Here is a 19280-nt window from a genome sequence, read left to right on the forward strand (position 1 = left end):
CGGATGAGCACGCCGTTTATAGTGAACTGAAAATAATATAACTTCATGATTATAAGGCAAAAACTTATGGATACTTCATTCATGGATTTCAGCTACTTCGTGATTATGTTTATGGTCGCGCTGGTGGCGGGTTTTATTAATGTGGTTTCGGGGGGCGGTGGATTTCTCTCTATTGGCGCATTGCTGATTTCCGGTTTGCCGCCGGCTAATGCGCTGGCGACCAATAAAATTCAGGCATTGGGCAGTTCACTCACCTCCGGAATTTACTTTTTGCGCCGGGGGCATATCAACGTGCAGGAACACAAGTATGTGTTTTTATCTGCCTTTATCGGTTCTGCGCTGGGCACCACACTGATTCAGTTCATTGAGCCAGATTTGCTCAAAAAGATGCTGCCAGTGCTGATTATTGCCGTCGCCGTCTACTTTATTTTTGCCCCTAACCTCAGTGAACCGAAAAGAAAGCAGCAGGTGTCTTTGTTTCTCTTTTCACTTATCGGCGGTGGGTGCGTGGGCTTTTATGATGGTTTTCTCGGCGCGGGAGCGGGTTCTTTGTATACGCTCTGCTATATCACGCTTTGGGGCTATAGCATCGATAAGGCGCAAATCCACTCCAACTTTATTAACCTGGCATCGAACATCGCTTCGATTCTGTTCTTCATTTTTGGCGGCAAAATGATTTGGTCGCTGGGGCTGGTGATGTTCGCTGGGCAGTCTCTCGGTGCGCGCCTTGGCGCCACGGTAGTGCTGACGCGCGGGAAGAAAGTCATCCGGCCGATGATTGTGATTGTCTCGATTTGCATCTGCGTCAAGATGCTGTTGGATATGTACTGATGACGGTTTGATAAATATTCATACAATCACCTTGAGTTTACCGGCTGTCGCCAGTATTATGACGCGTCATTTTTCAGCCGACCTTTAACACGTTCCTTGCCTCCATGGGCCTCGGCTGACCCAGACAGGAGGCTGAATAATCCGTAAGGAGCAATTCGATGCGTCATTACGAAATCGTTTTTATGGTCCATCCTGACCAGAGCGAACAGGTTCCGGGTATGATCGAACGCTACACTGGTGCAATCACTGCAGCAGAAGGTACGATCCACCGTCTGGAAGACTGGGGCCGCCGTCAGCTGGCTTACCCGATCAACAAACTGCACAAAGCTCACTACGTTCTGCTGAACGTTGAAGCCCCGCAGGAAGTTATCGATGAGCTGGAAACAAACTTCCGCTTCAACGATGCCGTTATCCGTAGCATGGTAATGCGTACTAAGCACGCTGTTACCGAAGCATCTCCGATGGTTAAAGCGAAAGACGAGCGTCGTGAACGTCGCGATGATTTCGCAAACGAAACCGCAGATGATGCTGAAGCTGGGGATTCTGAAGAGTAATTTCTGATGACCAACCGTCTGGTGTTATCCGGCACAGTGTGCAGGACGCCGCTTCGCAAGGTCAGCCCATCAGGAATTCCTCATTGCCAGTTCGTGCTTGAGCATCGTTCTGTGCAGGAGGAAGCCGGTTTCCACCGGCAGGCGTGGTGCCAAATGCCCGTTATTATTAGCGGACACGAAAACCAGGCCATTACTCACAGTATAACGGTCGGTAGCGCAGTAACTGTTCAGGGGTTCATTTCTTGCCACAAGGCAAAGAACGGCCTGAGCAAAATGGTTCTGCATGCCGAGCAGATTGAATTGATAGATTCTGGAGACTAGCCATATGGCACGTTATTTCCGTCGTCGCAAGTTCTGCCGTTTCACCGCGGAAGGCGTTGTTGAGATTGATTACAAAGACATCGCAACGTTGAAAAACTACATTACCGAAAGCGGTAAAATTGTCCCGAGCCGTATCACCGGTACTCGTGCAAAATACCAGCGTCAGCTGGCTCGCTGCATCAAGCGCGCTCGCTACCTGTCCCTGCTGCCGTATACCGATCGTCATCAGTAATCGGCCGCTGTCTATTAACGACTTTAAGAGGATAAGGTAATGCAAGTTATTCTGCTTGATAAAGTAGCAAACCTGGGTAGCCTGGGTGATCAGGTTAACGTTAAAGCGGGCTACGCTCGTAACTTCCTGGTACCACAGGGTAAAGCTGTTCCTGCTACCAAGAAAAACGTTGAATTCTTCGAAGCACGTCGCGCTGAACTGGAAGCCAAACTGGCTGACGTTCTGTCTGCTGCTGAAGCTCGCGCTGAGAAAATCAATGCACTGGAAACCGTAACCATCGCGTCTAAAGCTGGCGACGAAGGTAAACTGTTCGGTTCCATCGGTACTCGCGACATCGCTGACGCTGTAACTGCAGCTGGCGTTGAAGTTGCTAAGAGCGAAGTTCGTCTGCCGAACGGCGTTCTGCGTACCACTGGCGAGCACGAAGTGAGCTTCCAGGTTCACAGCGAAGTGTTTGCTAAGCTGACTGTAAACGTAGTTGCAGAATAAGTTTTTATTCTAAAAACCGCGTAAAAGCGCCGGCCTCGTGCCGGCGTTTTGCTTTTCTATCCCCCCGCTTTTCGCTCTGGCTATTCTTTATCCTTTTCGGGATAATCACAAAAATAAAACATAATTTCAAAGTGGTGATGGAATGGAACCAACGCACCAACCTCTGTTTGCGCGTAAAAATGTTGTCTATCTGAGCGCGGCGTTCTGCTGTCTGCTGTGGGGAAGCGCCTATCCGGCGATCAAAAGCGGGTATGAGATCTTCCAGATTGCCACGGATGACATTCCCTCGAAAATTGTTTTTGCCGGATATCGCTTCTTGTTTGCCGGGTTATTACTGCTGCTGCTGGCAATCGTGCAGCGTAAACCCATTGGCAGGTTAAGCCCGCGCCAGTTTGGTCAGCTTACGCTACTGGGACTGACGCAAACCTCACTGCAATACATTTTCTTTTATATCGGCCTGGCGTTCACGACGGGCGTGAAGGGCTCAATCATGAATGCCACTGGAACGTTCTTTAGCGTGCTGCTGGCCCACTTTATCTATCAGAACGACAAACTCAGCTACAACAAGACGCTGGGCTGTATTCTGGGCTTTACCGGCGTGATGGTGGTTAACTTTAGCAGCGGAATGGATTTTAGCTTTAGTCTGTTAGGGGACGGTTCGGTGGTGATGGCGGCCTTTATTCTCTCGGCGGCTACCTTATACGGCAAACGTATTTCTCAGACGGTGGACCCGACGGTGATGACGGGGTATCAATTGGGGATGGGCGGTCTGGCACTGGTTATCGGTGGCTATGCTTTTGGCGGGACGCTCACCGTACACGGATCTGCTTCTGTGGCGATCCTGGGTTACCTGACGCTGCTCTCGTCGGTGGCCTTTGCACTGTGGAGCATTTTGCTCAAATACAACCGCGTGGGGATGATCGCGCCGTTTAACTTCCTGATCCCGGTCTCTGGCGCGGTGCTGTCGTCGATTTTCCTTGGCGAGAATATCCTCGAGTGGAAATACGCGGTGGCGCTGGTGCTGGTCTGTTCGGGGATCTGGTGGGTGAATAAGGTGAGTAAAGTTAACAAACCGCAAAATGCCTGATGGCGCTTACGCTTATCAGGCCTACGCGTGTGCCGGGAAGCTACCCGGCACCTGTATTACCGAGCGCGAATAAAACTGCCGTTAGGCTGGCGGGTGAACAACACCTGCTGACCATTGCCGGTATCGATGGTTAGCCCCGTTACCACACCATTGGCATTTTGCCGGATCTGAATCATCTGGCCGTCTTTCAGGTTGCTCAGCGGTTTTCCTGCGCCTTCAACCTGCGCCATTGCATACACATCGGTCGGCGGAAGATTGTGGTCACGGAATACCTGGGCCAGCGTTTTACCGGAGTCTACGCGGTAGGTACGCCACTGCTGTTCAATCCCGCTATCCTGCTGAAAAGGCTGAGTCTGAGGTTGGGATTGTGGAGCTTGCGGCTGCGCGTCTGGATCGCCTTCCTGGATAGGTTCTGGTGCGACCGGTGCCATCTGCCCCGGATCGTTTTGCGGGGCGACCAGCTGCGCCTGAAGCTGAGCTTCGGTTGGCGGCTGTGACTGCGACTGCAAATCCAGTTGGGCATCACGTGTGACTGCGGGAGTATCGCTGGTGTCACTGGAAGGGAGCAGGAAACCTATCACCAGCACGATGGCGGCAGCAATAATGCCGCGGCGATGCATAGGCGGTAGCGGGTCCATAATGCGAAAATTGTCCGGTGCATGCCAGATTTTCGCCAGGGTTGGTTTTAATTCAAAGCGCCCGGGCATGGCTTTCCTCCTGCTCCGCGTCTCGTTCCTCGATCATAGAGTATAGATGGCTAACGCTATGATGTTCGTCATATAACCCGCTTTCGTGACGTCAACGCGGGATATTCCTATTGTTTATGTTTCCTCGCGATTTGTCATCTGTTCCCGAGACAAAGTTTTACCGGATGCGGCATGGCTGATATGCTGCCCGCTACTTTACATCCGATGAAAGGAAATATGATGGCTAACCCGACTTTTGACACTATCGAAGCGCAAGCAAGCTACGGCATTGGTTTGCAGGTAGGACAACAGCTGAGCGAATCCGGACTGGAAGGACTGTTGCCTGAAGCGCTGGTAGCGGGTATCGCTGACGCGCTGGAAGGTAAGCACCCGGCAGTGCCGGTTGATGTTGTGCATCGTGCACTGCGTGAAATCCACGAGCGCGCTGATGCAGTACGTCGCGAGCGTTTCCAGGCTATGGCCGCTGATGGTGTCAAATATCTGGAAGAAAACCGTGAGAAAGACGGTGTGAACAGCACTGAATCTGGTCTGCAGTTCCGCGTTCTGACGCAGGGCGAAGGTGCTATCCCGGCACGTACCGACCATGTTCGCGTGCACTACACCGGTAAACTGATCGACGGTACCGTATTCGACAGCTCCGTTGCCCGTGGCGAACCGGCAGAATTCCCGGTTAACGGCGTGATCCCTGGCTGGATTGAAGCACTGACCCTGATGCCGGTGGGTTCCAAATGGGAACTGACTATTCCTCAGGAACTGGCTTACGGCGAGCGTGGCGCTGGCGCGTCCATTCCTCCGTTCAGCACGCTGGTATTTGACGTTGAGCTGCTCGAAATCCTGTAAGCAGTGATTTCTGTTCCCCTCAGCGCTGAGGGGAACAGAAAAGTAGCGTGAAAAGCTATAGTTACACCGATGTCGATATTTTATCTTGCAAATCTCGCGCTTGCGCGTATTTTTGTGAGCTAATTCGCGCTATCAGAGTGATATGACACTCACTTTAAACATAAAATTAACATTATATCTAAATCTTAGTATTCATCCCGCCAATTCTTACCTAATATCGATGAGTCCTGATAACAGGATCGTCGTATCATAGACACACCAAAGGCCGCAGAGCCCGAACAACACAGACAGGTACAGGAAGAAAAAAACATGGTAGATCAGGTAAAAGTCGAAGCCGTTGAAGAAGCTTCGTCTGAACAGTCGCTACGGCGCAATCTCACAAACCGTCATATTCAACTTATTGCCATTGGTGGCGCTATTGGTACCGGCCTGTTTATGGGCTCCGGGAAAACCATCAGCCTCGCCGGGCCGTCGATCATCTTCGTTTATATGATCATCGGTTTTATGCTGTTTTTCGTGATGCGTGCAATGGGTGAATTGCTGCTCTCGAATCTCGAATACAAATCTTTTAGTGATTTCGCCTCCGACCTGCTCGGCCCGTGGGCTGGGTATTTTACCGGCTGGACCTACTGGTTTTGCTGGGTAGTGACTGGGATGGCGGATGTCGTTGCCATTACCGCGTATGCGCAATTCTGGTTCCCTGGACTATCCGACTGGGTGGCATCGCTGGCGGTGATTGTCCTGCTGTTGGGTCTCAACCTCGCCACCGTGAAAATGTTTGGTGAGATGGAGTTCTGGTTTGCGATGATCAAAATCGTCGCTATCGTCGGCCTGATTGTGGTTGGCCTGGTGATGGTGCTGACGCACTTCCAGTCACCTACCGGCGTTCAGGCGTCGTTCACCCACTTGTGGAATGACGGCGGCTGGTTCCCGAAAGGTCTGAGCGGTTTCTTTGCCGGCTTCCAGATTGCGGTATTCGCATTCGTGGGTATTGAACTGGTAGGGACGACGGCTGCGGAAACCAAAGATCCGGAAAAATCCCTGCCGCGCGCCATTAACTCGATTCCAATCCGTATCATCATGTTCTACGTTTTTGCGCTGATCGTGATTATGTCCGTCACGCCGTGGGGTTCGGTGGTTCCAACCAAGAGCCCGTTTGTTGAACTGTTCGTTCTGGTTGGTCTGCCGGCAGCGGCGAGCTTGATTAACTTTGTGGTTCTGACGTCTGCGGCCTCTTCCGCGAACAGCGGCGTGTTCTCGACCAGCCGTATGTTGTTCGGTCTGGCGCAGGAAGGCGTGGCGCCGAAAGCATTTGCTAAGCTGTCCAAACGTGCCGTTCCGGCTAAAGGTTTAACCTTCTCCTGTATCTGCCTGCTGGGCGGCGTGGTGATGTTGTACGTTAACCCAAGCGTGATCGGTGCGTTCACCATGATCACCACCGTTTCGGCGATTCTGTTCATGTTTGTCTGGACCATCATTCTTTGCTCGTACCTGGTGTACCGCAAACAGCGTCCGCATCTGCATGAAAAGTCGATCTACAAAATGCCGTTAGGCAAGGTGATGTGCTGGGTGTGCATGGCATTCTTCGTCTTCGTACTGGTACTGCTGACGCTGGAAGAGGACACCCGTCAGGCGCTGATCGTCACGCCGCTGTGGTTCATTGCGTTGGGGCTGGGCTGGTTGTTTATCGGTAAGAAACGTATGGCCGGCGTGCGTTAATAAAAAAAGAGCCGCAATGCGGCTCTAATATCCATAAATCAGGGCGCTCTCAGGCGCCTTTATTTATTCACCAGCGAGGGCACGCGGGAACAACACATTGTTTTCCAGACTGATGTGTTCCATCAGGTCGTCGATCATTTCGTTAATGCCGTTATACATGGCTTTCCAGGTGGTGCAGGCTTCCGGTGGCGGCGTCACGTTTTGGGTGATGTGCTTGATCACTTCGACCAGTTCACCGGCATCGTCATGCTCGCTTTCCATCACGCTGATTGGCCCCATCGCCTGGCTACCCATTCCCTGTTTAATCATCGGGAACAGGATCTGCTCTTCTTTCATCATGTGGCTGGAGAGTTCGTCGTGTAGCATGGTCAGGTTTTTCGCCAGACCGCGCGGTACGTTTGGCTTGTCTGCGTGCACGCGTTCAACTTTGGTGGCCTGCAGGATCAGTTCTGGTAGCTGTTCGCGATGGCGGTCATGGTAACGCACAACGATATGGTCAATGATTTCTGCCAGTGCCACAGTGCGCCAGTCTTTTTCCAGCGGCTGCTCAGCCAGTTTTGCCAGTTCGGCTTCGATAGCCTCGACATCCAGCTCTTTACGTGCGGCAGCGCGTGCCAGCGTTTGCTTACCACCGCAGCAGTAATCCATATCGTATTTACGAAACAGTGCCGAAGCGCGAGGAATAGAGAGCGCCAGTTCACCTAAGGGTTGATCGCGATAAGACATAGCCGTTACCTCATTCTCAATAATATAAGATGTATTTTAAATGCAGCTTATGATGAAGGATATACCCCTTTCGAGGTGGGGGGATTTGTGATGGCTGTCACGAAAATTTCTTATATCGTTAACATGCTGAATCTTATTGAAAAGGCGTAAAACGGCGAAAAAAGCCGCGTCAGAAGATTAAATAAGCGGGCGTGGCTGCCGATAGTTAGACCTCAGACAATACCTGCATAATTAAAAGGCAACAGATGTTCAAACGAATCAAAGTGATAACCTTACTTATCACCGTGTTACTTTCCCTGGGCGCGATGCAGCTCATTTCCGCAGGCGTCTTTATTGGCGCACTCAACAATGATAAGCAAAATTTTAATGTGTCTCAGCTTTCCAGCCAGAACGTGGCCGAGTTTACCGATGCGTGGATTAGCCTGAACCAGGCGCGCGTTACGCTCAACCGGGGCATGCTGCGTCTGCAGGGCACGATGGCAAGCGAGGTTAACGGGGGGCAGTTAAAAGAGCTGGTGAGTACGGCGAACCGTCTGCTGGCGGAAGCGAAAGATCATTACGATAAATACTACGCACTGCCGGAAACGCCGGGTCTGGATGAACATCTGGCCGACCGACTGGAAGAGCAATACGGCATTTATTCGACAACCCTTGCCAAAATGAACGCGCTGCTGGCCGAAGGTAAGCTGGAAGAGATGTTCAAACAAAATGCCGAACAAAAACAGACGGCAATGCAGAGCGTCTATCAGGAATGGCGTGCGGCACAATCCGCGCTGGCAAGTACGGGCGTGCAGGATAACGAGAATGACTACCAGAAGATTATCTGGCTGCTGTCCGCCGTAATGCTGATTGTGGTAACGGTGATTGTTGTTAGCTGGATAGCTATGCAGCGCGTGCTGTTGAAGCCACTGCGTGAGGTGATGGAACATATCCGGCATATCGCCGCCGGTGACCTGACCCACAGCATCAGCGCTGACGGCAGTAATGAAATGGCGCTGCTGGCGCGTAACGTCCGTGACATGCAGCAATCGCTGGCGAACACGGTTAGCGTGGTACGCGACGGGGCGGATACCATCTACACCGGAGCGGGTGAAATCGCGGCGGGCAGTAACGATCTCTCTTCTCGTACCGAACAGCAGGCCGCATCGCTGGAAGAAACTGCTGCCAGCATGGAGCAGCTTACTGCCACCGTGAAGCAGAATGCGGATAACGCACGGCAGGCGACCAGCCTGGCAAAAAATGCCTCGCAAACGGCGCAGAAGGGTGGAACGGTCGTCGATGGCGTGGTGCGCACGATGGATGAAATTGCCACCAGTTCCAGCAAAATCGCGCAAATTACCAATGTTATCGACGGTATTGCCTTCCAGACCAACATTCTGGCGCTGAACGCGGCGGTAGAAGCGGCACGTGCCGGTGAACAGGGACGTGGTTTTGCGGTGGTCGCAGGCGAAGTGCGTACGCTGGCGCAGCGCAGCGCGCAGGCGGCGAAAGAGATTAAGGCGCTGATTGATGATTCCGGTAATCGGGTCAACGCCGGTACGGCGCTGGTACATGAAGCGGGCGAAACGATGGCGGAGATCGTCAGCGCCGTGACCCGCGTGACGGATATCATGGGCGAGATTGCCTCCGCTTCTGATGAACAGAGCCGAGGTATCGATCAGGTTGGTCAGGCGGTTGCCGAGATGGATCGTGTGACGCAGCAAAATGCCTCGCTGGTGGAAGAATCCGCGTCAGCGGCAGCCGCGCTCGAAGAGCAGGCCGCGCGGTTGAATCAAACGGTAGCGGTGTTTAAAGTCTCGCGTGGGATGGCGGCGTAACCGGCTGATCCCGTAGGCCGAAACAGCGCAGCGCCATCCGGCGTTATTACGACGGAGAAACCACGACGACGCTCGGTTTCTCCGGTTTGGCCCGGACTGCCACCACCACCCCAACAACTAATAATGCAATGCCGCTCAGGGTTAGCACTGGCGGCATTTCATGGCGCAGCATAAAGGTGTACAGCAGCCCCGCCAGCGTCTCGAACACAATCAGCGGCCCGAGGATCACCGTCGGCAGCTTCTGACTGGCAATGTTCCAGCACAATGCCCCTACCCACGAACACAGCACCGCGATGGCCACCATCAGGCCGATAAACACATCTGGGCGCGGGCCAAAGGGCAGGGAGAACTCCGGTGTTTGCCCATGCAGCCACAGGCAGGCCGCAATGTAGCCGAGCAGAGAAACGGGTAGCGTTACCAGCGCCTGGGCGGTCGCCCACATCATCGGATGCTTATCGGGGTTTTCGCGCAGCCAGCGGGCATTGCGCAGCGCATACCACGCCCAGCACACCACGGAAACCAGCGCCAGCGCGATGCCTGAACCATAGCGCCAACCGCTAAAGTCGGGGAGGCCCTGATTCAACTCAGAAATATTCACGCACAGCAGACCAATACCAATCAACACCAGCGCCGGGGCTAAGCGCCACCAGGATAATTTACCGTCACGCTGGCTATAGAGCAGGTTAGCGAAGACCGGGATGACCACCGGCAATGTGCCGATGATCATCGTCGAGACCGGCGCGCCGGTGCGCTGAATGGCGCTGGCCAGGCACAGGTAATAGATCAGGTTGCCCATCATGGTGAGTGCCAGTGCGGTTCCCCAGTCTTTGCGCGCCAGCTGGCGCAGGCGCCCGCGACCCAGCCAGGCCAGCGGCAGGGCAATTAGCCCCAGCGCCAGGTAGCGCCCCATCGACTGCAAAACCGCAGGGTATTCCGGTACGATCAACGGCCCGACAAAAATAAGTCCCCACATCAACCCCGCCAGCAGGGCGTACAGTACACCGCTAATCATTTTGACATCCACATCATTGAATATTGCGCAGAGTGTAGGCAGGGAACACGCCGCTGTATTGTATGAGATTGTGCATTAGCGCGAAAAAACCTGCTTCTGATAACGTACCGGCGTAATACCGTAGCGATGAGTAAACGCGCGGGTGAGATGTGACTGATCGGTCAGGCCAGTTGCCGCGGCAACGTCGGCGGCGGGCATGCCGTGCGTGAGAAAACCTTTGGCACGCCACAGGCGGACAGCCATCAGCATCTGATGCGGCGTGACGTGAAAGTGCAATTTGAACTGGCGCTGAAAATGCCAGGGACTGAGCGATGCCACGCGCGCCAGTTCGTCGAGCGTTACCGGGTGCATGTAATTATCGTGCAGATACTCGCGCACGCGTTCAAAACGATGCGCGCCTTCCGGCGATATCGGCGCATGGCGAGCCAGCGGCTGGAACGTATCGATCAGATCGAGCAGTAATCCTTTTTGCGCCAGCGGATCGTCGGTATTCCACATCCCATGGATCAGCGAACAGATCTGACGTGAACGTTGCGGATCGTGGCGCGTGACGTCATGAAACCACCAGTGGCGGATCCCGGTGATCTCTTGCAGAAGATCGGGCTCAAGATAGATCATCCGGTAGCGCCAGCCGTCGGCGGTTTCGGCTTCGCCGGTATGCAGCTCATCGGGATTCATGGTGACGACGGAGTGGGTCGGGGCAACGTACTGCGTGCCCCGATAGCGAAAACGTTCCGCACCGGCTTCGATCGCGCCAATGCCAAACGCTTCGTGGGTATGAGGCTCAAAGGCGTAACGCGAGATGTGCGCATGATACAGCTCAACGCCCGGCACCTGCGCCAGATGGCGAAAGCGGGCACTGTCTTTCTCATCAATAAACTGCTCAGGTACACCTTGCACGTTTTCTCTCCCCACGCATCATCCTGTCATTATCAGAGAGGATGCGCGAGGATGCCACCGTAATTAACCAAATTTTAACAGTTATACTATGCCGTTGACGCTGTCAGCCAGCGATGTGGTTGAGCGGCCAATCAGTTTGCTCAGCGTACGGCTGTCGTCAAACAGACCACCTTTTGAAGCACCGATGTCAGAGTCGGCCAGCATATCCGCCAGTCCGGCAGGCAGACCAAATCCTTTTAACGCGGCGGCAAAATCAGCCTCGCTCAGGTTCTGATACACCACTTTTTTGCCACTCTGTTGGGCCAGTTCGGCGGCCAGCTGGCTCAGCGTCCAGCCCTCGTCGCCCGCCAGCTCGTAGATTTTACCGGCATGACCGTCTTCGCTGATGACGCGCGCGGCGGCGGCGGCGTAATCGGCACGGGTCGCCGAGGCGATTTTGCCGTCACCCATCGCACCAATGAACACGCCGTGCTCGAGGGCGGCTGGCGCGCTGGCGAGATAGTTTTCGGTGTACCAGCCGTTGCGCAGCAGCGCGTAATCAATACCGGATTCGGCCAGCATCTTCTCGGTTGCCACGTGCTCATCGGCCAGCCCCAAAGGGGATGTGTCGGCATGCAGCAGGCTGGTGTACGCGATGAATTTCACATGCGCGGATTTCGCTGCGTTAATTACGTTGCGATGCTGCGGGGTACGTTGCCCGACTTCACTCGACGAGATCAGCAGCAACTTATCGACCCCCTGCAAAGCGGCGGTGAAGGCGGCTTCGTCGGTGTAATCGGCCTGACGGACGGTAACGCCCTGCTGGCTAAGCGCCGCCGCTTTGCCAGGGTTGCGCACAATCGCCACAATCTGGCTGGCAGGAATGGTTTTCAGCAGACTTTCAATAACATGTTGGCCCAGTTGGCCAGTAGCGCCGGTAATTGCGATCATAGGGTGACTCCTCGGTATTGGTCTTGTGTTTACTCACGCTAACATCTAAACTTACTTTTAGTAAGTACATACAAAAAGGTAAGTATGAAAATGACCACATCAACGCTTTCTCAGCAGCTACGCGACGGCAATTTGTTCGCCGAGCAGTGCCCCTCCCGCGAGGTGTTAAAACACGTCACCAGCCGTTGGGGGGTGTTGATTCTGGTGGCGCTGCGCGACGGTACGCACCGGTTCAGCGATTTACGCCGTAAGATGGGCGGCGTCAGTGAAAAGATGCTGGCGCAATCCTTACAGGCGCTGGAGCAGGACGGGTTTATTAACCGGGTATCGTACCCGGTGGTACCGCCGCACGTGGAGTATAGCCTGACGCCGTTGGGTGAGCAGGTGAGCGATAAAGTCGCCGCGCTGGCGGACTGGATAGAAATGAATTTGCCGCAGGTGCTGGCGCAGCGGGAAGAGCGGGCGGCGTGAGGTATTGCCGGATGAGCGAACCATCATCCGGCAATCATGTTACTTACTTAAATCCAACTGATAAATCGCAAAGCCGATGTCATCGGTGGCGACTTTCTTCAGCGGATACTGGCCTTTCTCTTTAATAAACGCGGCGGCTTTTTCGGACGGCGAGGTTTCAAAGCGAATATCCAGCGGCGTATCGCTGTGAATCGGCGCCAGACGCCAGTTGTTATCCGCCGCCGGATGAATTTCACCGGCGCGCTTCGTCTCGGCACCTATCCACGCGGCCAGCACCGAGCGGTTTTCATCCGGTGATGCAAACGCGATGTGGCTATCACCAGTTCCGGCAAACTTACCGCCGTAGGCGCGATAGTTATTGGTCGCGACCAGGAAGGTGGCATTCGGGTCGATCGGTTTACCTTTAAAGGTCAGATTTTTAATACGTTCCGCTTGCGGGTTTACCGTCTGGCATTCGCCGTCGTAGCGGGCGGGCTGCGAAACATCAATCTGATAATTCACACCGTCAATTACGTCGAAATTATAGGTACGGAAATCGTCCCAGTTAATCAGCGACTGCGGTTTGCTGCTGTGAATATCAATCTGATTAAACTGTCCGGCGGAACATTCCAGCCACTCTTTCACCTCTTTGCCGCTGGCTTTTACCACCACCAGGGTATTGGGATAAAGGTACAGATCGGCGGCGTTACGGAAGGTAAGCTGACCTTTTTCGACTTCAACAAAGCTGGCCGGATCGTTCTTACGACCGCCCACTTTAAACGGCGCGGCGGCGGAAAGCACCGGCAGCTTCGCCAGGTCCGGATCGCCCTGGATAAAGTGTTCCACATAGGCTTTCTGCGCGTTGTTCACCACCTGCACGGTTGGATCGTCCTGCACCAGCGCCAGATAGCTGTACATATTGTCGGCTGATTTACCGATAGGCTTACTGACGAACTCGCGCGTAGCGTCGTGATCGGCTTTCAGGATTTCAACGATTTTCTTATCTTCAGCGGCCAGTGGTTTTTTCGCCGCCGCGTCATAAATCGGACGTGCTTCGGCCTTCGCCTGGGTAACTTGCCATTTCCCGCTGTCGTTATTCAGTACCAGATCGACCACGCCCAGATGATCGCCCCACATGCCCGGCATCACCGCCGGAACGCCGTTCAGCGTACCTTTAGTGATATCCGCGCCTTTGATGTTGGCAAAGTCTTTCCCGGGGAAGACGGCGTGAGCATGACCAAACATGATGGCATCGACGCCCGGTACTTCGCTGAGGTAATACACGGAGTTTTCTGCCATGGCCTGATACGGGTCGGCAGAAAGGCCGGAGTGAGCAACCACCACCACCACATCCGCGCCTTTGGCCCGCATTTCCGGCACGTACTTACGTGCGGTTTCGGTGATGTCATTCACCGTTACTTTGCCGCTGAGATTGGCTTTATCCCAGGTCATGATTTGCGGCGGTACAAAGCCGATGTAGCCAATTTTAAGCGTCTGCTTGTTACCCTCTTTGTCGACAACTTCAGTGTCTTTAATCAGATAAGGGGTAAACAGCGGCTTTTTAGTCTTAACGTCGATGATATTGGCGTTAACGTAGGGGAACTTCGCGCCCGCGAGCGCCTTGTGCAGATATTCCAGGCCGTAGTTAAATTCATGGTTACCGAGGTTACCGACCGCGTAATCCAGCGTGTTCAGCGCCTTATATACAGGGTGCGTTTCGCCAGCTTTCAGTCCTTTCGCCGCCATGTAATCCCCGAGCGGGCTGCCCTGAATCAGATCGCCGTTATCCACCAGTACGCTGTTTTTGACTTCACTTCTGGCGGCATTAATCAAACTTGCCGTACGTACCAGACCGAATTTTTCCGTTGGCGTATCTTTGTAATAATCGAAATCCATCATGTTGCTATGCAAATCAGTGGTTTCCATTATGCGCAGATCGACGGTTGAGGCATTCACGCTGGCAGCTATCAGTGTGGCCAGAAGCGTTGCACTAAACTTAATCATCAGGGGCATCCTTTTTAGAACCAGGCCACAAAAGAAAATGTATATAAATCTTCTTGCTTACAGAATTGTGAATCATGCCATGAATATAGCGTTTGAAACCGCAGGCGCTATCACAGTTGGCGGATCCTCTGACGATCGGGTATAAGTAAAACAACGAGTTAACACCACGACATAAACGAGGTGGAGAATGCTAGAACATGTATGCCAGCTTGCACGGAACGCGGGCGATGCCATTATGCAGGTCTACGATGGAATCAAACCGATAGAAATCACCAGCAAGCAGGATGATTCTCCGGTCACGGCGGCGGATATTGCCGCGCACACGGTGATCCTCGAAGGGTTACAGGCGCTGACGCCAGATATTCCGGTTCTGTCGGAAGAGGATCCTCCTGGCTGGGATGTCCGTCAGCACTGGCAGCGCTACTGGCTGGTTGATCCGCTGGACGGTACCAAAGAGTTCATCAAGCGTAACGGTGAATTTACCGTAAACATTGCGCTGATTGAGAAAGGAAAGCCGGTACTGGGCGTGGTGTATGCGCCGGTAATGAAGGTGATGTACTGCGCGGCGGAAGGCAAAGCGTGGAAAGAAGAGTGCGGCGTGCGCAAACCAATCCAGGTACGCGACGCGCGTCCACCGCTGGTGGTGATCAGCCGCTCGCACGCCGACAACGAGCTAAAAGAGTATCTGCAGCAACTTGGTGAACACCAGACCACGTCGATTGGTTCATCGCTGAAGTTCTGCCTGGTGGCGGAAGGGCAGGCGCAGCTGTACCCGCGCTTTGGACCGACCAACGTCTGGGACACCGCAGCAGGCCACGCCGTTGCCGCCGCAGCCGGAGCGCACGTTCACGACTGGCAGGGGAAACCCCTGGATTACACCCCGCGTGAATCGTTCCTTAACCCCGGCTTCCGGGTTTCTATTTACTAAGCAATTTGTGCAGCAGAGCGACGACCTGCTGCACCTCTTCCTGCGTTAATGCCCCGTCTTTGGCCCACTGAACGCGACCGTCCTTGTCGAGTACCGCGATGGCTGAGCTCTCTTCGTCCAGTTGCCAGGCTTTACGTGCGATGCCGTCGCTGTCGACAATAAATTGTGACCACGGGTAGAGCTTCTTATTGCTCTCCAGACTGCTGCGCACAAACATGCCGGAGCCAGGGATAGCATCATCCGTGTTAACGATGGTGGTGGTCTGGTACTTGTCGTGCGGCAGGTTGGCCGCTTTGATGGCCTCAATCAATGTGGCGTTTTTCTCTTTTGCCGAGGTGCGTCCGGCGATGTGCTGCACAATACGAACTTTCCCCGGCAGCTGCGCGCTATTCCAGCTTTTATAGCTAAACTTATCGTTATCAAGAATCAGTTCGCCGCGATCGGCGATCCCCACCGGCGGCACGCGCTGGTTGGTTTCAAACTTATGTGCAGAGGCTATCATCGGCAGCAACAGGCACGACAGCGCCAGCAGTTTATGTAAGGTCATGGTGTTTCCTTCTATTTTTATTTTGCAGGTGATCCGACCACTTGGGTCTGGAATTTAATCATATGTGCGAATGATGGTTTTTCCCGCAAGCGCGATGCCAGTTTGCGGACGGGCGCACAAATCCTGCAAAAAATGAAGGCTTATACTGAGGACAGCGAATCGATGAAAAGATAATTCTGAATAATTGTAACCGGAAGGTAAATAAACTTATACACGCTGGAAACAACGTAGAGATAGTCTATAGTCATATGGCATTAAAATTTGCGCCTGAGGATTGTCGGACCGATTGTGGTACCGCAAAGGCGTAATGCTCAGCAGGAGAAACAATGAAAATTTTCCAACGATACAACCCGCTGCAGGTGGCGAAGTACGTGAAGATCCTGTTTCGTGGACGGTTATATATCAAGGATGTAGGCGCTTTTGAATTTGATAAGGGTAAGATTCTTATCCCAAAAGTGAAGGACAAACAGCACTTTTCTGTGATGTCCGAAGTTAACCGTCAGGTCATGCGTCTGCAAACTGAGATGGCGTGATCAAAGTGCTATGCGGTAGTTTAAGTGGTATATAAAAAACGGCTCCTGTAACAGGAGCCGTTGATGTTTTCAGGCCAGCAAACTTATGCCGCGCCTTCTTCTTTCGCATCCGGTAGCTTCGGCACCAGAACGGTGGGCTTGCTGTCCAGACGTGTTACCAGCAGCTGATCGATCTTGTAGTTATCGATGTCCACCACTTCAAATTTATAACCGGAGTACTTCACCGAGTCGGTACGTTTCGGGATTTTACGCAGCATGAACATCATGAAACCACCGATGGTTTCATAGTTGCCGGACTGCGGAAACTCGTCGATATCCAGTACGCGCATCACGTCATCAATTGGCGTACCGCCGTCGATAAGCCAGGAATTCTCGTCACGCGCCACAATCTGCTCTTCCAGACCCTGGCCGACTAAGTCACCCATCAGCGTGGTCATCACGTCGTTAAGCGTGATAATGCCTACTACCAGCGCGTACTCGTTCATGATAACGGCAAAGTCTTCACCTGCTGTTTTAAAGCTTTCCAGCGCCTCAGACAGCGTCAGTGTATCCGGGACAATCAGCGTATTGCGGATCTGCACGCCGCTGTTCAGCGCCATGCTTTGGTTTGCCAGCACGCGGTTCAGCAGATCTTTGGAATCGACATAACCAATAATGTGGTCGATATCTTCGTTACACACCAGAAACTTGGAGTGCGGATGTTCCGCTACCTTGTTCTTCAGACTCTGCTCGTCTTCGTGCAGATCGAACCAGATAACGTTCTCACGTGATGTCATCGAAGACGGTACGGTACGCGATTCCAGTTCGAACACGTTTTCAATCAGCTCATGTTCCTGCTTACGCAAAACACCCGCCAGCGCGCCTGCTTCAAATACGGCATAGATGTCATCGGAGGTGATGTCATCTTTGCGCACCATCGGGATCTTGAACAGCCGGAAAATACTGTTCGCCAGCCCATTGAAGAACCACACTAATGGACGAAACACCATCAAACAGAAGCGCATCGGGTTGATGATGCGCAAAGCCACAGTTTCTGGCGCAATCATACCGATGCGTTTCGGGGTTAAATCCGCGAACAGGATGAACAGGCCAGTAACCAGCGAGAACGAAAGAATGAAGCTCAGTTGTTCGGAAAGCTCTGGGGCTAAGTACTTCGAGAAAAGGCCGTAAAAGACCGGAGAAAACGCCGCATCACCCACAATACCGCCGAGAATAGCGACGGCGTTAAGGCCAATTTGCACGACGGTGAAGAACATGCCGGGGTTTTCCTGCATCTTCATTACGCGTTGCGCATTGATGTTGCCTTCATCGGCAAGTAGCTTAAGTTTGATTTTGCGTGAAGCGGCAAGCGAGATCTCGGATATCGAGAAAAACGCACTCACGGCGATCAGGCAGAGAATGACTAAAATACTGTTTAACATATCTTATCTGACCGTTCTGGCCAGATCCTCGGAAGGGATAAATTGATAAATCCGTGTGAAATACACATTGAAAACCGGTCCGAAGGGAGTGGACCGGCAATTTCAGAAGCTAGTATAGCGTAAGGTACTGTAAAGTCGCCAGAGGAGCTTTTTTGGCCTTATTCTGCTGCGTTAAGTCTGCGAACCATCTGCATCTCTTTTTCGCTATAGGGCGACCCATCCGGTTTCAGCACATCATGAAACCATAGCTGCGCGGTATTGTCGCTGAGAGGGATATCCGGCCACGGTAACCAGGTTTGCGTTTTACCCTGCACCAGCCCCCAGTGGTAACTGGAGACACGTTGGGCGCTAAACAGCGGCAACTGTTCTTCTATTCGGCTATCAACATGGCGTGCCAGCCACTCGGTACAAAAGAGCGGTCTGCCAAATTCAGCAAGCGTTGACAAAAGAGACAGTTGGCCTGGGGTATCTACGTAAGCATGGTAGCTAATCACATCGGAAAGTCGCAGTGCAGCTATATCAACAGGATGGGTAAACGCACTCCCACAGGCCGTACGATCGTCAATATGCCAGGCGGCTACGGTCAATGGCTGAGAGGGTGACTCCTGTCGTGCCCAGCCAAACAGGTGGGTCATCAGGGTTAAGGCGTAAATCTCCAGCCTGTCGTCATAGCGGGCAAATTCGCCGGTATGACAAAAAATCCCGCCGTTACCCGGTTCATTATATAAATCCCAGACGCTTATCCGTGTGTCATGACGAAAGTAACGGATGATATCGCGGACGTAGGCTTCAATGTGCGGCCAACAGGTTCTGTCCATCACGCAGGCCCTTCCCGGACTGCCTGCCGCCTGGCTATTGTGTACGCCGGGGACCGGGGCTTTTTGCTGACCGATAAACGGCTCATCGCCGGAAAAGGCGCAGTCGTCGAGCAGCGTCAGCATCACTTTGATGCCGCAGGCGTGCGCTATGCTCAGAAATGTCTCGATACGGTCAATCAGGCCAGCGCGGTCATGCTGCCAGACGGTAAACGGTAAGTTTGTCCGCAGCTGGTTATAGCCATACAGGCTGGCCCAGTGAAGTTCCTGTTCGATGGTGCTGATATCGAAACTCTCGGCTTGCCACATTTCGAGCCAGTTGACCGCGGTGCGCGGTAAATAGTTAAAACCGCAGCCCCAGGGTTGCTGTTGATACCAGCGCTGTGCCTGGGTTTTGCTCCAGGGTTGATACATGAT

At 53.3% G+C, this 19280-nt stretch carries 21 protein-coding genes; 12 read left to right on the forward strand and 9 right to left on the reverse strand.

Annotation, left to right across the window (positions count from 1 at the left end; genetic code table 11):
- The first annotated feature begins 66 nt into the window (after window positions 1-66).
- The 6 genes from JQ822_RS18740 to JQ822_RS18765 all read left to right on the forward strand — a co-directional run bounded on the left by JQ822_RS18740 (window position 67) and on the right by JQ822_RS18765 (window position 3514).
- Window positions 67-831, forward strand: a complete 765-nt coding sequence (locus JQ822_RS18740) for a TSUP family transporter (RefSeq protein ID WP_213134727.1) — start codon at window positions 67-69, stop codon at window positions 829-831.
- A gap of 158 nt (window positions 832-989) precedes the next feature.
- Window positions 990-1385 (forward strand): 30S ribosomal protein S6, encoded by a 396-nt coding sequence (gene rpsF / locus JQ822_RS18745; protein WP_096758559.1) that lies wholly within the window; start codon window positions 990-992, stop codon window positions 1383-1385.
- A 6-nt stretch (window positions 1386-1391) separates the two neighbouring features.
- Window positions 1392-1706, forward strand: coding sequence for a primosomal replication protein N (priB, locus tag JQ822_RS18750; protein WP_096758558.1), 315 nt, complete (start codon window positions 1392-1394; stop codon window positions 1704-1706).
- Window positions 1707-1710: 4 nt separating this feature from the next.
- Complete coding sequence (gene rpsR, locus JQ822_RS18755; protein ID WP_002210155.1) at window positions 1711-1938, forward strand: 30S ribosomal protein S18; 228 nt, start codon at window positions 1711-1713, stop codon at window positions 1936-1938.
- Between the two features lie 39 nt (window positions 1939-1977).
- On the forward strand, window positions 1978-2427 hold the full coding sequence (gene rplI / locus JQ822_RS18760) for a 50S ribosomal protein L9 (RefSeq protein WP_003025676.1): 450 nt from the start codon (window positions 1978-1980) through the stop codon (window positions 2425-2427).
- 142 nt (window positions 2428-2569) lie between these two features.
- On the forward strand, window positions 2570-3514 hold the full coding sequence (locus tag JQ822_RS18765) for a DMT family transporter (RefSeq protein ID WP_213134728.1): 945 nt from the start codon (window positions 2570-2572) through the stop codon (window positions 3512-3514).
- A 56-nt stretch (window positions 3515-3570) separates the two neighbouring features.
- Here the strand turns inward: JQ822_RS18765 and JQ822_RS18770 are convergent, their stop codons facing one another.
- A complete protein-coding gene (locus tag JQ822_RS18770; protein ID WP_213134729.1) occupies window positions 3571-4221 on the reverse strand; it encodes an OapA family protein in 651 nt (216 codons plus the stop codon).
- A 219-nt stretch (window positions 4222-4440) separates the two neighbouring features.
- On the opposite strand from JQ822_RS18770, the gene fklB reads away from it, so the two are divergent.
- Together fklB and cycA are read left to right on the forward strand one after the other, a co-directional pair.
- Window positions 4441-5061 carry an FKBP-type peptidyl-prolyl cis-trans isomerase gene (fklB, locus tag JQ822_RS18775; RefSeq protein ID WP_213134830.1) on the forward strand — a complete coding sequence of 207 codons (621 nt, stop codon included), beginning with the start codon at window positions 4441-4443 and terminating at the stop codon, window positions 5059-5061.
- Between the two features lie 309 nt (window positions 5062-5370).
- The gene (gene cycA, locus JQ822_RS18780) at window positions 5371-6780 is read left to right on the forward strand and encodes a D-serine/D-alanine/glycine transporter (protein WP_213134730.1); all 1410 of its coding nucleotides are present in this window, start codon (window positions 5371-5373) and stop codon (window positions 6778-6780) included.
- A 63-nt stretch (window positions 6781-6843) separates the two neighbouring features.
- On the opposite strand, the gene ytfE is transcribed toward cycA, so the two are convergent.
- Window positions 6844-7506, reverse strand: a complete 663-nt coding sequence (ytfE, locus tag JQ822_RS18785; RefSeq protein WP_135323381.1) for an iron-sulfur cluster repair protein YtfE — start codon at window positions 7504-7506, stop codon at window positions 6844-6846.
- Window positions 7507-7751: 245 nt separating this feature from the next.
- On the opposite strand from ytfE, the gene JQ822_RS18790 reads away from it, so the two are divergent.
- Window positions 7752-9323: a methyl-accepting chemotaxis protein gene (locus tag JQ822_RS18790; protein WP_213134731.1), complete on the forward strand. Its 1572-nt coding sequence runs from the start codon at window positions 7752-7754 to the stop codon at window positions 9321-9323.
- Between the two features lie 46 nt (window positions 9324-9369).
- Here the strand turns inward: JQ822_RS18790 and JQ822_RS18795 are convergent, their stop codons facing one another.
- From JQ822_RS18795 to JQ822_RS18805, 3 genes are all read right to left on the reverse strand, one after another.
- Window positions 9370-10335 (reverse strand): DMT family transporter, encoded by a 966-nt coding sequence (locus tag JQ822_RS18795; RefSeq protein ID WP_213134732.1) that lies wholly within the window; start codon window positions 10333-10335, stop codon window positions 9370-9372.
- 75 nt (window positions 10336-10410) lie between these two features.
- Window positions 10411-11235: an AraC family transcriptional regulator gene (locus JQ822_RS18800; RefSeq protein WP_213134733.1), complete on the reverse strand. Its 825-nt coding sequence runs from the start codon at window positions 11233-11235 to the stop codon at window positions 10411-10413.
- 81 nt (window positions 11236-11316) lie between these two features.
- Entirely contained in the window at window positions 11317-12165 is an 849-nt protein-coding gene (locus tag JQ822_RS18805; RefSeq protein ID WP_213134734.1) for an SDR family oxidoreductase, read from the reverse strand.
- Window positions 12166-12255: 90 nt separating this feature from the next.
- Here JQ822_RS18805 and JQ822_RS18810 point away from each other — a divergent pair, with 90 nt between their 5' ends.
- Complete coding sequence (locus tag JQ822_RS18810) at window positions 12256-12636, forward strand: winged helix-turn-helix transcriptional regulator (protein ID WP_213134831.1); 381 nt, start codon at window positions 12256-12258, stop codon at window positions 12634-12636.
- Between the two features lie 39 nt (window positions 12637-12675).
- Here JQ822_RS18810 and JQ822_RS18815 read toward each other — a convergent pair whose 3' ends face one another.
- Entirely contained in the window at window positions 12676-14619 is a 1944-nt protein-coding gene (locus JQ822_RS18815; protein WP_213134735.1) for a bifunctional 2',3'-cyclic-nucleotide 2'-phosphodiesterase/3'-nucleotidase, read from the reverse strand.
- A 187-nt stretch (window positions 14620-14806) separates the two neighbouring features.
- On the opposite strand from JQ822_RS18815, the gene cysQ reads away from it, so the two are divergent.
- A complete protein-coding gene (gene cysQ, locus JQ822_RS18820; protein ID WP_213134736.1) occupies window positions 14807-15547 on the forward strand; it encodes a 3'(2'),5'-bisphosphate nucleotidase CysQ in 741 nt (246 codons plus the stop codon).
- Here cysQ and JQ822_RS18825 read toward each other — a convergent pair.
- Window positions 15537-16094: a YtfJ family protein gene (locus JQ822_RS18825; protein ID WP_213134737.1), complete on the reverse strand. Its 558-nt coding sequence runs from the start codon at window positions 16092-16094 to the stop codon at window positions 15537-15539. The genes cysQ and JQ822_RS18825 overlap by 11 nt on opposite strands.
- Window positions 16095-16420: 326 nt before the next feature.
- Between JQ822_RS18825 and JQ822_RS18830 the strand changes: the two genes are divergently transcribed.
- Complete coding sequence (locus JQ822_RS18830) at window positions 16421-16627, forward strand: DUF1107 domain-containing protein (protein ID WP_006179016.1); 207 nt, start codon at window positions 16421-16423, stop codon at window positions 16625-16627.
- Between the two features lie 83 nt (window positions 16628-16710).
- Here JQ822_RS18830 and JQ822_RS18835 read toward each other — a convergent pair whose 3' ends face one another.
- Together JQ822_RS18835 and JQ822_RS18840 are read right to left on the reverse strand one after the other, a co-directional pair.
- Window positions 16711-18048 (reverse strand): hemolysin family protein, encoded by a 1338-nt coding sequence (locus JQ822_RS18835; protein ID WP_213134738.1) that lies wholly within the window; start codon window positions 18046-18048, stop codon window positions 16711-16713.
- Window positions 18049-18206: 158 nt separating this feature from the next.
- Complete coding sequence (locus JQ822_RS18840; RefSeq protein ID WP_213134739.1) at window positions 18207-19277, reverse strand: 1,4-beta-xylanase; 1071 nt, start codon at window positions 19275-19277, stop codon at window positions 18207-18209.
- Between the last annotated feature and the right edge of the window lie 3 nt (window positions 19278-19280).

Origin of the sequence: Citrobacter sp. FP75 (assembly GCF_018342065.1) — a bacterium.
Classification (GTDB): domain Bacteria; phylum Pseudomonadota; class Gammaproteobacteria; order Enterobacterales; family Enterobacteriaceae; genus Citrobacter.

Excerpts from the sequence above, each read along its gene's own strand:
- rplI (WP_003025676.1), top strand. The coding sequence starts at position 1,978 with ATGCAAGTTATTCTGCTTGATAAAGTAGCAAACCTGGGTAGCCTGGGT.
- JQ822_RS18765 (WP_213134728.1), top strand. The coding sequence starts at position 2,570 with ATGGAACCAACGCACCAACCTCTGTTTGCGCGTAAAAATGTTGTCTAT.
- JQ822_RS18795 (WP_213134732.1), bottom strand. The coding sequence starts at position 10,335 with ATGATTAGCGGTGTACTGTACGCCCTGCTGGCGGGGTTGATGTGGGGA.
- JQ822_RS18825 (WP_213134737.1), bottom strand. The coding sequence starts at position 16,094 with ATGACCTTACATAAACTGCTGGCGCTGTCGTGCCTGTTGCTGCCGATG.
- JQ822_RS18790 (WP_213134731.1), top strand. The coding sequence starts at position 7,752 with ATGTTCAAACGAATCAAAGTGATAACCTTACTTATCACCGTGTTACTT.
- JQ822_RS18770 (WP_213134729.1), bottom strand. The coding sequence starts at position 4,221 with ATGCCCGGGCGCTTTGAATTAAAACCAACCCTGGCGAAAATCTGGCAT.
- cycA (WP_213134730.1), top strand. The coding sequence starts at position 5,371 with ATGGTAGATCAGGTAAAAGTCGAAGCCGTTGAAGAAGCTTCGTCTGAA.
- JQ822_RS18740 (WP_213134727.1), top strand. The coding sequence starts at position 67 with ATGGATACTTCATTCATGGATTTCAGCTACTTCGTGATTATGTTTATG.
- JQ822_RS18810 (WP_213134831.1), top strand. The coding sequence starts at position 12,256 with ATGACCACATCAACGCTTTCTCAGCAGCTACGCGACGGCAATTTGTTC.
- JQ822_RS18830 (WP_006179016.1), top strand. The coding sequence starts at position 16,421 with ATGAAAATTTTCCAACGATACAACCCGCTGCAGGTGGCGAAGTACGTG.
- JQ822_RS18815 (WP_213134735.1), bottom strand. The coding sequence starts at position 14,619 with ATGATTAAGTTTAGTGCAACGCTTCTGGCCACACTGATAGCTGCCAGC.
- fklB (WP_213134830.1), top strand. The coding sequence starts at position 4,441 with ATGGCTAACCCGACTTTTGACACTATCGAAGCGCAAGCAAGCTACGGC.
- cysQ (WP_213134736.1), top strand. The coding sequence starts at position 14,807 with ATGCTAGAACATGTATGCCAGCTTGCACGGAACGCGGGCGATGCCATT.
- JQ822_RS18835 (WP_213134738.1), bottom strand. The coding sequence starts at position 18,048 with ATGTTAAACAGTATTTTAGTCATTCTCTGCCTGATCGCCGTGAGTGCG.
- JQ822_RS18840 (WP_213134739.1), bottom strand. The coding sequence starts at position 19,277 with ATGTATCAACCCTGGAGCAAAACCCAGGCACAGCGCTGGTATCAACAG.
- rpsF (WP_096758559.1), top strand. The coding sequence starts at position 990 with ATGCGTCATTACGAAATCGTTTTTATGGTCCATCCTGACCAGAGCGAA.
- rpsR (WP_002210155.1), top strand. The coding sequence starts at position 1,711 with ATGGCACGTTATTTCCGTCGTCGCAAGTTCTGCCGTTTCACCGCGGAA.
- JQ822_RS18805 (WP_213134734.1), bottom strand. The coding sequence starts at position 12,165 with ATGATCGCAATTACCGGCGCTACTGGCCAACTGGGCCAACATGTTATT.
- ytfE (WP_135323381.1), bottom strand. The coding sequence starts at position 7,506 with ATGTCTTATCGCGATCAACCCTTAGGTGAACTGGCGCTCTCTATTCCT.
- priB (WP_096758558.1), top strand. The coding sequence starts at position 1,392 with ATGACCAACCGTCTGGTGTTATCCGGCACAGTGTGCAGGACGCCGCTT.